The organism is Rhodococcus erythropolis NBRC 15567 (assembly GCF_001552595.1).
Taxonomy (GTDB): Bacteria; Actinomycetota; Actinomycetes; order Mycobacteriales; family Mycobacteriaceae; genus Rhodococcus_F; species Rhodococcus_F erythropolis.
Genome location: NZ_BCRM01000029.1, coordinates 25,534 through 41,979, shown reverse-complemented (window position 1 = coordinate 41,979; position 16,446 = coordinate 25,534). Strand labels below are relative to the sequence as shown.

The 16,446-nt window shown below is 61.2% G+C and carries 13 protein-coding genes; 5 read left to right on the top strand and 8 right to left on the bottom strand.

Annotated features, from left to right (window positions below; genetic code table 11):
- Nucleotides 1-153 precede the first annotated feature (153 nt).
- The 5 genes from RE4_RS26530 to RE4_RS26510 form a co-directional block, all read right to left on the bottom strand.
- Nucleotides 154-1,059 carry a universal stress protein gene (locus RE4_RS26530; protein WP_024487699.1) on the bottom strand — a complete coding sequence of 302 codons (906 nt, stop codon included), beginning with the start codon at nt 1,057-1,059 and terminating at the stop codon, nt 154-156.
- On the bottom strand, nt 1,056-1,574 hold the full coding sequence (locus RE4_RS26525; protein WP_024487698.1) for a flavodoxin domain-containing protein: 519 nt from the start codon (nt 1,572-1,574) through the stop codon (nt 1,056-1,058). Before RE4_RS26525 ends, RE4_RS26530 begins: the two co-directional genes overlap by 4 nt.
- Before the next feature lie 192 nt (nt 1,575-1,766).
- On the bottom strand, nt 1,767-4,982 hold the full coding sequence (locus RE4_RS26520) for an HAD-IA family hydrolase (protein WP_037249471.1): 3,216 nt from the start codon (nt 4,980-4,982) through the stop codon (nt 1,767-1,769).
- Between the two features lie 26 nt (nt 4,983-5,008).
- Complete coding sequence (gene mgtA, locus RE4_RS26515; RefSeq protein WP_024487697.1) at nt 5,009-7,672, bottom strand: magnesium-translocating P-type ATPase; 2,664 nt, start codon at nt 7,670-7,672, stop codon at nt 5,009-5,011.
- Entirely contained in the window at nt 7,672-8,670 is a 999-nt protein-coding gene (locus tag RE4_RS26510) for a zinc-binding alcohol dehydrogenase family protein (RefSeq protein WP_031333598.1), read from the bottom strand. The genes mgtA and RE4_RS26510 overlap by 1 nt, the downstream gene beginning before the upstream one ends.
- A 432-nt stretch (nt 8,671-9,102) precedes the next feature.
- Between RE4_RS26510 and RE4_RS26505 the strand changes: the two genes are divergently transcribed.
- From RE4_RS26505 to RE4_RS26490, 4 genes are all read left to right on the top strand, one after another.
- Nucleotides 9,103-9,369, top strand: coding sequence for a DUF4342 domain-containing protein (locus RE4_RS26505; protein WP_021344829.1), 267 nt, complete (start codon nt 9,103-9,105; stop codon nt 9,367-9,369).
- A 243-nt stretch (nt 9,370-9,612) separates the two neighbouring features.
- Nucleotides 9,613-10,560, top strand: a complete 948-nt coding sequence (locus tag RE4_RS26500; protein ID WP_021344830.1) for an ABC transporter ATP-binding protein — start codon at nt 9,613-9,615, stop codon at nt 10,558-10,560.
- Nucleotides 10,561-10,622: 62 nt separating this feature from the next.
- Nucleotides 10,623-11,396, top strand: coding sequence for a hypothetical protein (locus tag RE4_RS26495; RefSeq protein ID WP_218001061.1), 774 nt, complete (start codon nt 10,623-10,625; stop codon nt 11,394-11,396).
- Nucleotides 11,397-11,451: 55 nt separating this feature from the next.
- Nucleotides 11,452-11,727 carry a hypothetical protein gene (locus RE4_RS26490; protein WP_148127449.1) on the top strand — a complete coding sequence of 92 codons (276 nt, stop codon included), beginning with the start codon at nt 11,452-11,454 and terminating at the stop codon, nt 11,725-11,727.
- An 810-nt stretch (nt 11,728-12,537) separates the two neighbouring features.
- On the opposite strand, the gene RE4_RS26480 is transcribed toward RE4_RS26490, so the two are convergent.
- A complete protein-coding gene (locus RE4_RS26480) occupies nt 12,538-12,921 on the bottom strand; it encodes a VOC family protein (RefSeq protein WP_306305304.1) in 384 nt (127 codons plus the stop codon).
- Nucleotides 12,922-13,763: 842 nt separating this feature from the next.
- Here RE4_RS26480 and adhP point away from each other — a divergent pair.
- Nucleotides 13,764-14,774 (top strand): alcohol dehydrogenase AdhP, encoded by a 1,011-nt coding sequence (gene adhP, locus RE4_RS26470; RefSeq protein ID WP_024487693.1) that lies wholly within the window; start codon nt 13,764-13,766, stop codon nt 14,772-14,774.
- Between the two features lie 118 nt (nt 14,775-14,892).
- Here the strand turns inward: adhP and RE4_RS26465 are convergent, their stop codons facing one another.
- Nucleotides 14,893-15,657, bottom strand: coding sequence for a VIT1/CCC1 transporter family protein (locus tag RE4_RS26465; RefSeq protein ID WP_021344837.1), 765 nt, complete (start codon nt 15,655-15,657; stop codon nt 14,893-14,895).
- A complete protein-coding gene (locus RE4_RS26460; RefSeq protein ID WP_021344838.1) occupies nt 15,654-16,445 on the bottom strand; it encodes an acyl-[acyl-carrier-protein] thioesterase in 792 nt (263 codons plus the stop codon). The genes RE4_RS26465 and RE4_RS26460 overlap by 4 nt, the downstream gene beginning before the upstream one ends.
- Nucleotide 16,446 lies beyond the last annotated feature (1 nt).

The following is a 16,446-nucleotide window of genomic DNA, read 5'->3' as shown; positions in this document are numbered from 1 at the left end:
ATGTGCAATCGCCAGTTCGTCCGGGCGCCGACCCCGCAGTAGGCCGACACTGCGGTGAGCGGTTCACGAATGAAGCAGATTCTGCTGTAGCGATGTTCAACCGCGCAGCGGAAGGAGTCCCAGCTTTGGCGCGCAGCGGAGTGAAGCGTTGAATCATGGCGCCTTCGGCGAATGGACGATCAGAACGGGACAGTTGGTGGAGTGCATCAGCCGTCTGCTGGTCGAACCCAACATCATCGAGGTGAAACCACCTCGACCGCGACTGCCTACGACCACGAGTTGAGCATGTTGCGATTCGGAGACCAGAGCGTGGACCGGCCTGTCGCGTACGACGACATGTTTGACCTTCACGTCGGCGAACTTCTCACTCCATCCGGCCAAGCTTTCGGACAACACGGCACGCTCACCTGATTCGATTGCGCCCCAATTCAATGCGACCCCGTCCGGGTCGGATTGGAAGACGGTGGCGAGGTCGACGTCGGTCCATGCGTGGACGGCGACGAGTGCCGCGCCGCGCAATGATGCACTTTCGAAGGCTTCTGCGATCGCTGGTTCACTGTTGGCGGTTCCGTCGACACCGACAACGACCGGCCCGGTCATCACCGCTTTTCCCGGTCGGCTTGTTCCGCGAATGATCGCGACGGGCACACGCGCGTGTGCGGCGACGGCGGAACTGACCGACCCGAGCAGCTCGCCGGCGAGCTGCCCGGACCCGTGGGAGCCGACTACGAGAATCGAACAGTCGCTACCTTCTTTGAGCAGAACATCCACGGCGTGCCCGTATCCCAGGTGCTCGGTGACCGGGACCTTACTGCCGCTGCATTCGTCGGTGACAGCGGATCTGGCGGCGGAGAGGCGTTGTTGCCCTTCGTGATCTTGGTTCGGGAAGTTCGCGACCAGACGAAAGGCGTTACCGAAGGTCTCTGGGGTACCGAGCATGGCGGTGACGAGATGCAGTGGCAGGGACCGTAGAGAGGCTTCACGTGCTGCCCATCTCACGGCAGCAATGGAGCTGGCTGATCCGTCGACTCCGACCACGATGGGTGTTCGCGGCATCATGACGGCTTCCCTGAGGTCTGAGGAAATCCGCTCTGGTGTGCGAGCCGAATCTGCTCGGCCCACTCGTTCACGGATTCCCAGTCCCGGAAATCTCCCTCCGGTGCTCGGACAGCGCGAACCATCATCCGTTCCCCGAAACCGAGGGTGGTGCGATCGAGTTTTCCGGCGAACATTCGGTGCGCGCGGGCGCCCGTCGCCTCCACCTGAGCGCTCACATCGGGGGGATCGTTGACGGGTCGTCCGTTGTTGCCGACCGGCCCGGAGGAAAACAGCCATACCTGACGAAGTAGCAGTGCTTCCCGGAAACGTGCGATGAACTCTTTTGCCGGCGGCAACCACCGCCCGGTGTAGATCGCACTGCCGATGACGACGGTGTCGTAGTCGGTGATCTCGTGCACGTCCTCGGGCTCGAGGAGGTCCACGTCGGCGCCGCTCCTCCTCAGCGCGTCGGCGAGTGCGCCGGCGATCTCGTCGGTCGATCCATGGCGACTTGCAGCTGTGACAAGCATCTTCATGAGCGCCTCCTCAGCGATGACCACGGATGTGTGGCTTCCCTTCGCACTGTGCCGTGTCGGAGAGTTTTCGGACAGAGTCGGGTGGTTCCCATTCGAGGGTCTTTCGGCGACGCATGCCTTGGTTCGAACGAGACCGCAAACGTCCGTCAACCCGGCGGTAGTCACCTGGTGCAGACACGGCGGGGCCGCCGGTCACCGCGGCGGTGACTCCGAGGGCGGAGGCGGTTCCCGATGTGTGATTGCCGAATCGGCGGCGAGTTCGTAGGCGGTGTCGTGGATCGAGAGGGCAAGTGCTGCCGCCGAGCTGTGGCCGGAGGAAACAGAGGTCGAGGTGTGTGTGCACGTGATGTGAAGCCAGTGCCCTCGGTAATAGATGTCGAACGCCAGGGAGTCCAGTTCGGGTGGGAGCTGCGGGTGCAGCCATACCGTATCGGCGCGGAAGTCCAGTCCGGTGTAGCAGCGTTGGAGGATATCGATGCTTCCGGCCATCGCCCCCAGATGGATTCCCTCTCGGGTGGTTCCGCCCTGGCTGTCGGATAGGTCCGTCGACAACGCCTGGGTCAGCATTTCCCACGATTGTGATCTGTTTCCGCGGGCAAGGACCCAGGTGTGTGCCACTCGGCTCAGGGTTGATCCGTGCGAGGTTCTCTGCACGTAGTAGTCGACGGTGCGAGGTATGGACATGGGGTCGAACGGATAGCCCAGCCGTGTGATCAGGTCGGTCAGCACTTCCGCGGGGAACAGGTACAAGAGCATGAGAACATCGGCCTGTTTGGTGGCTTGATAATTGATGCACGAATCGCCCTCGGCTTCGAGGATCAGGTCGAGCCTGCCGATGTCGCCGTAGCGTGCGCGGTAGTCGGCCCAGTCGAGTTCTTTCAAGGATTGGAAGTTCTCGAACTGACTGAGTATTCCGTTGTCGAGGAAGGTCAGCCGGAGCCGTCGGCTGATGTGTTCCCAGTGTGCGAGCTCGCTGTCGGCAATCCGCAATCGCCGCCCGGTGGCGGAGCCGTTTGCACCTCCGATGATCGCGATGGTGTCGAGCGTTCTCACCAGAGTCCATGCGGTCATGATGTTGATGTAGCTGTTGTTGTCGATCCCTGCGCCCGCGTGTCCTGGGTAGCCGTCGTGGAATTCGTCCGGTCCCATCACTCCGCGGATGTCGTAGCGATCGGAATCAGCATCGTATTCGGCGAGACTACTCCAGAATCGGGCATTGTCGACGAGGATCTCGGCGCCGAAATCGGTGAGAAATCCAAGATCGGTGGTGGTCTGCCAGTATCGCCAAATATTGTAGGCGACAGCGAGATTGACATGATGCTGGCGCCGAGAATTATCAGGCATCCACCGTCTGGACCGCGGATTGAACAGTTCCTGCGGTGTTTCTTCGCGGCCGTCGCTGCCGCTCTGCCACGGAAACATTGCACCTGCGAGGCCGGCGTCGCGCGCGCTGCGCCGGGCGTGGGGGAGTCTGCGATGGCGATAAAGCAGCAACGAGCGCGCAAGTTCGGGCAGGCGTGTGGTGAGAAGAGGCAGGACGAAGAGTTCGTCCCAGAACACGTGTCCTCGATACGCTTCGCCGTGAAGGCCCCGCGCCGGCACCCCGACATCCAAGGGGCTTGTGTGCGCCGAGAGGGTCTGAAGGACATGAGCCATCTGGACGTTGGTTGCCAGTGCTGTCATCCCATCCCCTTCCAAGATGGTGGAAAATCGTTGCCACAGTTCGTGCCAGGCCTCGCAATGGCGTTGTGAGAGTTCGGCATTGCCGGGGGAATCCTCGAGGCATTGCCGTGCGGCGAACTCGGGTTCGGAGATGGAGCGGTCATGGGAGGTGAAAATGGTCGCTGTCTTCTCGAAGTTCAAGGCGTGACCTTGCTCGATGCGGCACGAGAGGATCTGGAACGTGGTCGAATCGACGATTTCGACTCGGCGCGTGTGCTCGACCGCTGCACCGTCGCTGCGCCGAACGCGCAGGCGTTCCGCTTGGGCGATGCGGATCTGTGATTGTCGGGTGTGCACGGTCGACGAGATCGATTCCACGCCAATAGACTTCGCACTGACCTGATCGAAATGATATCCGTCGAGCAGTGCATATTCCGGAACATTGGAATTGGTGACGCCGGCATCGATGCCCGAGCGGACTTCGACGGATCCCGACCAGTTCTCGGCGGTGAGCGTGGTCGTCAGTGCTGCCAGATGAGGATCGTCCATCGACACCAGTCGGTGCTGAGTGATGCGTGTGATCCGGCCTGCGGAATCACCGACCACACTTTCCCTCCGGAGGACGCCCCGGCGGAGGTCGAACGATTCGTGATGATGATGCACGGCATGAGTGTGGGCGCCCAGCCACGTTCCGCCAGTAGCGCGGAAGGTGAAGTGGGCCCAGTTGGGGAGGTTGACGATGCTTTCGTCGGTGCGGCTTCGATCGTCGATGTGGGAGGTCAATCTGTTGTAGCACCCTGCCACGTACACGCCGGGATAGTGGATTCCGTCAGCTGTCGTCTCTGCCAGGGCGCCCCGGGTGGCGAAGTACCCATTGCCTTGGGTCAGCAACGCCTCGCGTGTGCCGGCGGTGTCGGGATCGATTCCGCGGTATTCCAGTGACCACTCGTCTTCGCCGGACTCCTGGCACAGGGCGCATTCGGAATCGACGTTGTCCCCTGCCCTCGGTGCGGTGGGAGTAAGTTGCACATCCAGAAGATCGAGATTGTCGACGACGACATCGGCTCCGTTCGACATCAGAGCCGCGTGATCGTTCCCCAGCCCGACGGAGAGCCCGAATCCACCGTCCTTCGCGGCGCGGACCCCGGCCTGAGCGTCTTCGATCACCACGCATTGAGCGGGGTGCAATTTCAGTCGGCGCGCGGCTTCGAGGAACATCTCAGGGCTGGGCTTGCCGTCCAACGACAGCGTGGCAGCATCGATTCCGTCGACGCGAACGCAGAAGTAGTCGCTGATTTCGCCGCGTTCGAGGACCAGGCCGGCGTTTCGGCTTGCTGACACCAGTGCCGTCGGTATGCGGGCGGAATGAAGACGCTGCAGCAGCCGGACGGTGGGGGCGATGGTTTTCACCCCGATCGCCGCGATTTCGTCCAGAAAGTATCTGTCCTTGTCGTGCGCGAGTGACTCGATCGTTGGTCCTTGCGCACCGCACTCCGATGCTTTCGCAGGGAGGGTGACGCCGCGGGAGAACAAATATGCTTCCAATCCGGCGGCGCGTTCCCTCCCGTCGATGTACTCGAGGTAGTCACCTCGACTGAGGTCGACGGTGCCGAACCGTCCTTCACCGGACAGCTGGTGGAACAGTCGCCGCCACGCTGCGAAATGCAGTGAGGCTGTGTCGGTGACGACGCCGTCCATGTCGAAGAGCACACCTCGAAAGCTTCCGGTGCCGATCGTCAGGGACATCGGACACTCGTCCTGCCAGATAGTCACTACTGTGTTCTCGGCAGTGGCAGGGGCGTGCTGAACCTGGACGCTCGGCGATGGATACGGTGCATGGTCCCGCGTACACGTTCGTGCGATGTTGGATGCACAGGTTCGCTGTAGAACATCTTCTTCGCGAACTCGACGAACACGAGATACACCGCCACCATGAGGACCAGAGCGACGAAAAAGTCCAGCGGGAGGGCGGTGAACCCGAGATCGTCGGCCCACGGCGAAACAGTGAGCGCAACACCGATGGCCATGACCGCGGCCGTCGAGATGACCAGGGCCGCGCTGGGCCGGCTTCGGAAGAACGGTGTCCGGCGGGTCCTGATCGCGAAGATGATCAACGTCTGTGTAGCCAAGGACTCGACGAACCAACCCGTTCGGAACAACTCGGGACCGGCATGAAAGATGCCCAGCATCACGGCGAACGTCATGAAATCGAACAGTGAACTGATCGGACCGAATGTCAGCATGAACTTGCGGATGAACGCGATGTTCCAGTGCGATGGTGCCTGAAGTTGTTCGGTGTCGACGTGGTCGGTGGGGATGGTCAGTTGGCTCGAATCGTAGAGCAGGTTGTTCAGGAGTATCTGGCTCGGGAGCATCGGAAGGAACGGAAGAACCGCCGACGCTGCTGCAGCGCTGAACATGTTGCCGAAGTTGCTCGAGGTTCCCATGAGGACGTACTTGATCGTGTTCGCGAATATTCGTCGACCTTCGGACACTCCGGTGGCCAACACTCCCAGGTCCTTTTCGAGCAGCAGAACATCGGCAGCGTCCTTCGCGACATCTGTCGCCGTGTCGACCGAGATCCCGACGTCGGCAGCGTGCAACGCGAGAGCGTCGTTGACGCCGTCGCCGAGGAATCCCACCGCCCGGCCCCGCCGGCGCAACAGGCGGATGACCCGTGCTTTCTGTTCGGGGGATACCCGCGCGAAGATCGTGGCCAGTTGGGCATTTTCGGTCAATGATTGATCGTCCATCGCGTCGATTTCTGCGCCGAGAAGAGTTCCACCGGAAGCTAATCCGAGATCGCGACAGACTTTCTCCGCCACCTGCGCGTTGTCGCCCGTCGCCACCTTGACGGCAATGCCGAGTGCGTTCAGTTCCTTCAGTGAGGCTTTGGCCGCGGCCTTCGGTTCGTCGAGGAATACCAGGAAACCGACGAGCGTCAGGGCCGCTTCGTCCTCTGCGGTGATCTGGGTGAGACCGGGCGCGGATTTGGCGGCGACCGCGACCACACGACTGCCGTCAGCGAAAAGGGCAGTCAGAGTCCTGTGCGCCGCAGTCGACACCTCGAGACATCGATCCAAGAGAACTTCCGGGGCCCCTTTGACCACCACTTCAGGACTGGACGCCGACGGGCCGCGCACCAGCGCTGATGTCATCCTCCGCTCGTGATCGAAGGGATGAATGCCGAGGGTGGTGAACCCTGCGACGAGGCCTCGTTCCGAGTCGGACGCTTGCCACAAGGCCGCGTCCATAGGGTTCGCGCCAGGTCCGATCTGAGCGGCGTGCTCGGGGCGGGACTCGGTGGCGAGTAGTCCGTACCGCAGGACTCGGTCGTCGGCGAGGCCGTCGGGGGTCAGTGCATGTGTGAAGGTGATCTGACCGTTGGTGAGCGTGCCGGTTTTGTCGGTCACCAAGACATCCAGATCACCCAGATCTTCAATGCAGACAAGCCTTTTGACCAAGACCTTGTGTTTGGCGAGTTGGCGGGATCCCGAGGCCAAGCTCGAACTGACCACCGCGGGAAGCAGTTGCGGGGTGATACCGACGGCGATTGCCAGCGCAAAGAGTAGTGACTCGATCACAGGGCGCTCGAGAACCAGGTTGATGATCAAAATCATCGACACCAAAGCGAGCGCCACCTTCAACAACAGCATCGAGAATTTCCGCAGGCCGATCTGAAAGTCCGTCTCCGGGTGTTTCTGGCCGAGCGCGGCAGCAATTCGGCCGAACTCCGCATGATTCCCCGTTGCAATGACGACACCGTCCGCGGTGCCGGCCCGAACCACGGTACCCATGAATGCGCAGTTGACGAGGTCGGCCTGTGCGCTTCCTGGAGGTAACGGAGACAACGATTTCGGTGCTGGAAGCGACTCTCCGCTGAGCATGCTCTCGTCGCACTCGAATCCGTTGACAGCAATCAGCCGCAGGTCCGCGGGAACCACCGACCCCAAGGTGAGACGAAGGATGTCGCCGGGTACCAGATCGGCGACGTCGACCTCCGTCGCGGATCCGTCTCGTAGTGTCACCGCCGTGTGCCGTACCTGCGAATGGAGCGCTGCACTTGCCCGCTCAGCCCGGTATTCGTTGGTGAATCCGAGCCCGATGCTCGCCGTCAAGATGACGCCGATGATGACGGCATCGTTTCGATCGCCCAGGAAGAACGAGATGACCGCAGTGACAGCGAGGAGCGCAAGGATCGCGCTTTTCAGTTGACGGGCCAGGACCGCTGCGGCACTGACGCGGTGTGAACGGACGGCATTGGGGCCGTACTCGGCGAGCCGCCGTGATGCTTCTGCGCTAGTCAATCCAGCCGAGGTGGTATCCAACAACGCGAGTACTTCCGCGAACTCGGCGATGGACGCCTCAGCCGCACTGTATTCGTTGGGCGCCTTCGACGGATCGAGCGAGGTGACAGGTAACGCCGACCGGCTCATCAGTACACCAGCACCGCAGCACCGGTGACACGATCGTCAGCCAGGTCCATGAGCGCACGATCCGCGTCGGCGAGCGGATACCTCTGCACCCTGACATCCAGATGATGGTGGCCCGCAAAATCAAGGAACTCGACGGCATCGATGCGGGTGTTGGCTGTCACTGAGCGCACTTGGCGTTCGTAGAAGAGGTGCCGCTGATAGTTCATCGGCGGGATGTTCGACAGGTGAATACCGGCGATCGACAGAACACCCCCTCGATCCAAGGACTCGAGCGCAACAGGAACCAGGTCGCCGACAGGGGCGAACAGAATCGACGCATCGAGCGGCACGGGCGGTCGGTCGTGTGAGCCTTGAACGGAGGCCACGCCCAGCTCGAGTGCGAGTGTGCGCGCCGAAGGACTGCGCGTCATTACGTGCACTTCGCATCCTCGTGCCATCGCGATCTGCGCTGCTAGATGCCCGCTACCTCCGAATCCGTAGATCCCCAGACGCCCACCTTCGGGCAGATCGGTGCGTTCGAGAGCGCGGAAGCCGATGATGCCAGCACACAACAACGGCGCCAACTCGACGTCGTTGTAGCTCGAAGGCAACGCAAGCGCGAATGCTGCAGCAACGGAAATGTATTCGGCGTATCCGCCGTCGACGTCCCAGCCGGTGTACGTGGAATTCGGGCACAGATTTTCGGCCCCGCGCACACAGAATCGGCAGCTGCCACATGTGGAGTGCAGCCATGGCACCCCGACTCGATCACCGAATGCGAATCCGGATACGGAATCTCCCACTTCCTCGACCAACCCGACGACCTCGTGACCGGGGACCACACCGGATTTGTGGATGGGGAGGTCCCCTTCGCTGACGTGAAGATCGGTCCGGCAGACCCCGCACGCGACGACTTTGACGAGAAGCTCGTCAGGCCGAATCGTGGGCCGCGGAATGCGTCCGAACGTCATAGGGTGCGCATGGATCGACGTGGGTTCAAGGACGCGCCAGCCCAGCATCGTGGCCGACCCAGACGCCGACGTGTCGGCGCGTTCAGTTCCCGCTCGCGCTCTGTCCATCCTGTGATGATCGCCGGTTCAGTGACCCGGTCATAGGGTCACTGGTCACCATGACGACCAGCGGGGCCGAGTGGTGCGGACTGCCGAAAAGGCCCTGCCACTACGAGGAGGTGCCCATGGCCGGGGCGAAGGTCATCATCCGTTCGAGAGCCCCGAGCTCACTATTGCTGTGTGGGTGCTCGACATCTGCATCCGTAAAGAACTGCCCCGCAGGTACAAAGACTCTACGCACGCGATGTTCCGCCCCCGACACTGATGACGGGTAGTCGATCGGCTACCAGGCGCCCCGATATCGCGCCGCGTCCACATCGTGCGTTGGTACAGAACGGAATGTCGACTATGCAGGAACAGGGAAATTCAGTAAACGGATCCATGGGCGCCGCTCCTCCGACGAACAGCTTCCAGGTTCAGGAAGCTGAGGTCACTGATGCGGTGAAGAAGCTGCTACACGATGGCAACGTCCGACGAATTGTGGTGAAAAACGACCATGACCACACCATTTTCGAGATTCCGGTCACGGTTGGCGTCGTGGTCGCCATAGCGGCACCTGTTCTGGTCGCAGTTGCTTCCGTCGCCGCTGTGGTGAAGGACTGTCGAATCGAGGTTCATCGCGCGACCGAAGAGGTGCCGGTCCCCTGACAGCGTTGCCGATGACCACAGACCCTGTCCGCTCCCTCAGTTCCATCCCTCCGACGAAGGAACCCATATGCGTAGGCTTACAGCAACTGCGGGAGCCGAGGGGATGCGCGATCGCGGTCCGCAATTTCACGTGAGTGCCGGAGATGGGGAACGCGAGGCGGCGGCCTGTGCGATTGATACATGGCCCGGAACGATCTGCACCGCACCGTCAGCGTCTGCGCAACCGAATTCTGGTAGGCCGTGATGAGCCACACGATCGAAGTTCGAGAGCTCAGCAAGAGTTACGGCGACAAGCTTGTGATCGACAACCTGTCTTTCGACGTCGAATCCGGTTCAGTGACAGGGTTTCTCGGTCCGAACGGGTCAGGAAAGTCCACCACGATGCGATTGATCGTCGGGCTCGACCACCCCACTCATGGACATGCCCACATCAACGGCGTGAACTATGCCCAGCTCCGTCAGCCCTTGCGTGAAGTCGGCACACTCCTGGATTCCGAGGCTGTTCACGCAGGTCGATCGGCGTACAATCATCTGCTTTATCTCGCTCAAACACAGTCTATTTCGAGGAACCGTATCGATGAGGTCCTCGATCTCGTCGGCCTCCGTGACGTCAAGGGAGAACGTGCGGGTTCCTTTTCGCTCGGTATGCGCAAGCGTTTGGGAATCGCAGCAGCACTCTTGGGGGATCCGACGACCTTCATCATGGATGAACCGATCAACGGATTGGATCCAGACGGCATCTTCTGGATGCGCTCCATGATGAGGCACCTCGCAAGCGAGGGAAGAACTGTGTTCGTCTCCAGCCATCTCATGGGCGAAATGGCGCAAACCGCTGACAACCTCGTCGTGATCGATCACGGAAAACTGATAGCACAGTGCACCACCAAGGAATTGGTCGCTCGAAGCAGCCACACCTCCGTGTTGGTGAGGTCATCCGATTCGCCGGCACTCGCCGAACGTATCGCCTCGGACGGCGGGCACACTGGCGCGCGTGATGACGGCGCACTCACCGTGCGTGATACTTCCGCTCAGCGTGTCGGCGAACTCGCCAATCAGCATCACATCGCGATCTACGAGCTGACACCGGAAGTGGCTACGTTGGAGGAAGCGTTCATGAACCTCACCCACCCTGCAATGACGCCCCACGAGCGGTCGCTGATGCCTCTCGCTACAGAAAGCGCCGCGAGATGAGTATCTCCGCGTTTCATGACGAACCCGCTGCGCCTGCGCAGCACCTCAGCAGCCTGAATTTTGTGGGATTGCTGAAATCGGAGTGGACCAAACTCGTATCGCTCCGCTCGGCGATCTGGTCCCTGTCGCTGCTGGTTGTCGTCACTGTCGGTTTCACTGCGCTGTTCACGTGGTTTACCGTGGCGTACTGGGACAGAGTCGATCCGCTTGCCCAAATGCAGATTGTGGCCGACCCTACTCGCCAGATTCTCGGCGCCGGTTTTCAGCTCGGACAGCTGGCGGTGTGTGTCCTCGGCGTTCTCGTCATGACCAGCGAGTACGCCAGCGGAACGATCAGAGCGAGCCTGCTGGCGGTCCCTGCGCGGATACCGGTCCTGGCCGCCAAGTCAGGACTGTTCATGGTTGTGGTCTTCGTGGTCGGCGAGCTCGCGGCCTTTCCGGCGTTCTTTGTCGGATCGGCGGTGATGGGGTCGCGCGTATCGGTGTCGTTGGGTGATCCGGGTGTCCTGCGAGCCGTAGTCGGTGCAGGTCTGTACCTTTCGGTGCTGGGAGTGATGGCGATCGCGATCGGCGCTCTCGTCCGCCACACAGCGGGAGCTGTCACCGGCATCATCGGTTTCGTTCTCGTTTTGGCGCCCCTTGCTCAGCTGCTGCCCGGCAGTATCGGACAACACGTCCACGCCTATTTGCCCTCGCAGGCCGGGAGCTTGATCGCCTCACCGAAGCAAGCCCCCGGAGATCTGCTCTCGCCGTGGCAAGGTTTCGGCGTCGCGGTGATCTGGACCGTACTCTTGATCGGCTTCGCCGGTTACATGCTCAGACGTCGAGACGCGTAGACCGCACCCAAAACTGGTGTCGAACCGATTCGAAGACAAAGCAATTGAGGCTCCCGTGACGACCATCGACAACAGTCCTGCACATGTGCTGCCAATCGTTGTGACCACAGTATTCGCCGTCGACCCAGAAGCGCTCCACCCGCTTGCCTGGTCGAATGCCGTTTTCGCGGCAATCGGTGCGGTCGCGGATCCGACGACCACCTATGCAGAGGCGTGGCCGAAAGTCGCGTCGACGACAGCGGGGTGCACAGGCGAGTTCGGTGCCCGAGGAGCCTGTAGCGAAACCGGCCGCGTCTCGGCTGGGCAGCACGAGCATGTGGACGCGGAATGAATGAGGCTGCGGAATCGATCGGCGGTGCTGGTCTCATTGCTTTTCACATACTTGCATCGAGGCCGATGCGTCGGTGGAGAACTGGCTGGGGCGCAACGGCATCGGAGATCGCAGAGACACTTCCCGGCGATGAGTTCGTCCCGAACGCGGCATGGTCGTACACACACGCGATCACTGTCGATTCCGCAGCATATCAGTTGTGGCCGTGGCTAATTCAAATAGGCCAACAACGTGCGGGTTTCTACAGCTATCGCGGATTGGAGAACATGGTGGGATGTAACATCACGAGTGCAGCAGGTATCAATCCCGACTTCCAACTCCTCGAAGTGGGTGACAAGGTAGCTCTGCACCCGAAATCGCCCCCTCTGACCGTGACGATGATCAAACGCGGCACGACAATGGTTCTTCTCGGCGAAGGCCCAGACATAGCCGACCATGCTCTGTGGTCGTTCCATCTACGTCCCATAACCTCGGACAGAACACGACTGATCGAGCGGGGGAGATACTCACATGGACGGTCAGTGACCAGCCGCCTTGCTTTCGGATGCTCGATCATCGAACCGATAGGTTTCGTGATGAGCAGGAAAATGTTGCACACACTCCGCGCGAACGCCGAAGCGATGCCATGCTAGATCGAGCCCGCTGCTCAGCTGGTACGGCCCTCGAACCTGTCGACGAGACGACCTAACAGGCAGGGCGCCGTCAGAGAGAGTGCCCTGCAGACTCATCGCTGGCCCACCACCATCTATGGCAATTGACCGGCCAGTGGCGGTGTCGACAGCTTTCCGGTTGCGAATCATGCAAGGGTGGTTACCCGCGGAAGCGGGCAGCGATCACCTCGCGCGGGAACTGCGTCGGGCTCGGATATGCGATGACGATTCTGATTCCGTCCGGGTCGCGTCCGTCGAGAAGCGTCAGCCCGTCGGACGTCGAGACTGATGCCGACGCGTCGTGCATGCGCATCCGTTCCGCTATCTGTGTGAACTCGCCTTCACTGTCGGTGGACCACATGATGTAGAGGACTCCAGTGACGCCGGCGTCGACGGGACGAAATGCAGACTTCGCGTGCATGTAGATCTGAAATCCGTCAGGGGTCAGGAGCAACGCCGAGTCCGGCGTGCGCAGGCCCGTAGTGCAGGAGAACACATCACGATAGAACTGCACAGAACGATCCAAGTCGCGTACATGCATCATCGACGACGACACCTTCATCTCGGTCCCCTTTCTCGGACATGATCCACCAGCGGCAACTGCGGGCCACCGTCCTGTGTGAACCTTCCCTCGTCTCGCACCCGAGGACGTGAACACAGATTCTTTGCTCCGCCAACGGTGACCGGAAAAATTGTGGCTCAATGTTTTTCGGATAAACACCAAATGGACTGCCGCGCTTCCGCTCCGCGACGGCGCTCACCGCAACCCAGCGATCTCGCGATCGCAGACACCGGTGAGCGCCTTCGCAAGGTGGGCCAGCGCGTGGGTAAACGGATTGTGTTGCATGGCATGGGCGCTCGCACGCCAACGGAGGGTGTGGGAGATGTCCATCCGGGATTCCTCATCGCCGTTCTGTCGTCGTTCATCGCGTGACCGCCGTGTTCGTCCAGTGTGCTCGGTTGCTGCTTAAGTCGAGTAGGGCCGAAAGACCGCCATGGACCCATACGCCCGGAATTGCACAGCGGTTCCGGTGAAACACCGGTGTCGGCACCGCCGCACCAGTGGCAACACGCATGGCCGCACCGCCGAAGCGGCAGTGCACCTCATCGCACTTACAGTGATGCCAGTGCTCTGCTGAGGCGATTCCAGCGAGAGATTCGACGATAGACAGTGCGGAAATGGGAATCATAGGTAGTGGGCGGCCATGACTGCAGGAAATCACGGGCCCGAACTTTTTTGGGGTGTTCAGCATTCGGGGCCCTTCGACCTGCTGGGGTGACCTCTGACCCTACTTGAGCTGTCCTTGGTCGCGGGAGCATCAGTAGGTGCGGCGCCGAGATCGGCTGTCGGCTTTTCGAGTCCACCCCAATCTGAGGATGATCGCGATGAGAGCAGCAGTAGTGACAGAGTTCGGAGCACTCCTGATCGTCCAGGACATTGCGATCCCAACGCCTGGACCGGACCAAGTTCTGATCAAGATCGAAGCCTGCGGCCTGTGCCACACCGATATACACGCAGCGAAGGGCGACTGGCCTGCCAAACCCACCGTCCCCTTCGTGCCCGGTCACGAAGGTATCGGAGTGATCGAAGCGGCAGGAGAGAACGTTTCCCACGATCGTATCGGTCAACGTGTCGCGATCGCATGGCTCGGTTCCGCGTGCGGTGAGTGCGACCACTGTGTCTCCGGATGGGAGACACTGTGCGAGAAGCAGCAGAACAGCGGATACTCCATCGACGGTGCTTACGCCGAATATGCTGTGGCGCAAGCACAGTACGTAGTTCGTGTTCCCGATTCGATCTCGTCGTTCGATGCTGCCCCGCTCACCTGCGCGGGTGTGACCACGTACAAGGCGGTCAAGGTCGGTGGGGTGAGGCCGGCGCAACGTGTCGCGATCTTCGGTGTCGGCGGGTTGGGGCACATGGCAGTTCAATACGCCAGGATCGCCGGAGGTTTTGTCACCGCGATCGACATCGAGGACGACAAGCTCGAGCTCGCCGCAACATTGGGGGCGGACCACACTGTCAACTCACTGACCGAAGACCCCGTCGAAGCGATCCAGAAGCTTGGCGGTGCGGATGTCGCGATCGTGTTGGCGGTCGTTCCGAGCGTCTTCGACCAAGCGTTCCGCTCACTTCGGCGCGGAGGCCGACTGGTCTGTGTCTCGATGCCTGCGCATGGTGTGTTTCCGATTCCGATCTTCGACACCGTCGTCGGGGGTATCTCCGTTCTGGGATCGATAGTCGGCACACGTGAGGATCTGCGCGAGGTGTTCGAGCTTCATGCCGCCGGAAAAACCACCGTATCTGCAGTTTCGCGCAAACTCGACGACGTCAACGAATGCTTCGACGACATTCTCGCCGGCCGTGTCACCGCGCGTCTGGTATTCGAATTCTGATGATGGCGAAGCCGGTTCGGGCTGGCGCTCTGCTGACCAGGTGATCGGTGCGCGTTTCGGAGAGGTGTTCCACAGGCCACACACCACCTCGACGACAACGGTCGGGGTCGGAATGCTGTCAGACCCCTGCCACTCCGAGTAACTGGCCGACGGCGTAGGTGATGATCATTGCCAGGGCCCCTCCCACGACCACGCGAACCACCGCGCGGCGGCGACTGGCGCCGCCCAACTGTGCACTGACTGCGCCGGTCAGAGCCAACGCAAGCAGAACAGCGACGAACGTCACCGGCACCCGCACCCCGGGCGGTGGGGCGAGGATCGCGATCAAGGGCAGCATCGCTCCGACGGTGAACGATATGGCTGATGACAGTGCCGCCGAGATCGGGTTGGCCAATGCATCAGGGTCGATTCCGAGTTCGATGTCGACGTGCGCGGCGAAGGCATCGTGAGCAGTCAATTCCTCCGCGACCCGGCGGGCGGTTTCTTCGCTCAGGCCTTTGTTCTGGTACATCGCGATCAATTCGTCGAGTTCGGCGTCCGGGGTGTGTTCGAGTTCGTGGCGTTCTGTGGCCAGCAGTGCGCGTTCGGTGTCGCGTTGGGTGCTTACCGAGACGTATTCGCCGAGTGCCATCGATACCGCGCCGGCGACGAGGCCTGCGACTCCGGCGGTCAGGATCGGGCCGCGATCGGTGGAGAGGGCAGCGACTCCGACGACGAGGCCTGCGACGGAGACGATGCCGTCGTTGGCGCCGAGTACGCCTGCGCGTAGCCAGTTCAGCCGTGAGGACACGCCACTGGTGTGCGGTTCGTCGTGGGCCGGTTGAGAGCCTTCACTGTCGTCGTCAGGTCTGTCCGGGTTCGCGGGGTGGGGTGAGGCCGTCATGATCGTGGGCGTTTCGTGAAGTGCGCGCTGGCGCGGGTCTCGTCGCCGCACACGAACCAGGCAGTGCTGGTTTCGGTGTCGTGCACACTTCGGATCTCGACTGCCTCGTCGACGATTATGGGCTTGATGTATTCGAGGACAGCCCGATACGGCTCTGCTCGCAGACGGGTATGCATGCGCATCACCGATTCGACCGGCTGCCAGTATACGGCGTTGTTGACGTGATCGAATGGATCGATATCGCTTGGTCGTAAAGGGAATTCATCGCCCTCGGTGTTGGGTGCCGGGTCGGTGATCCATTGTCGCCAGGTGAGTCGATGTTCGTCGGTTGTCGTCGTCAGCGGCGCCAGGAAGTCATCGCTGATCCGAGAAGGCATACCGTTCTGTGGGTTGATGTTGATCCAGAATCCTTCGGTTTCGATCAGCCCTCCACCGTCTGATTCGATCCTCACCCGCATGGTGCACCAGCGGCTCGAGAGGGCCGAACACCACCGGTGTAGATGTACTGTGTCGGGCCAGATGATCGGCCTGACTACGTCGATGACCGTTCGACGAACTACCCAGAGTGGGTGGGTCTGCGCTGCGCCGTTGGCTTCGAGGTTGTCGAAACCCAGATCTTGCAGGTACCGAGCTACTGCGTCGAGTCGCAGGCTCCGATCCGGATGGATATCGCCCGTACGAACGGGCCACGAATTACTGAAGACCGCGCCCTCGGCAGGGCGCGACGGGAGTGGATCGAGTATCGATCCACTGCGATTGGCGGACGTTCGCGATCGGGGAAGTGTCATG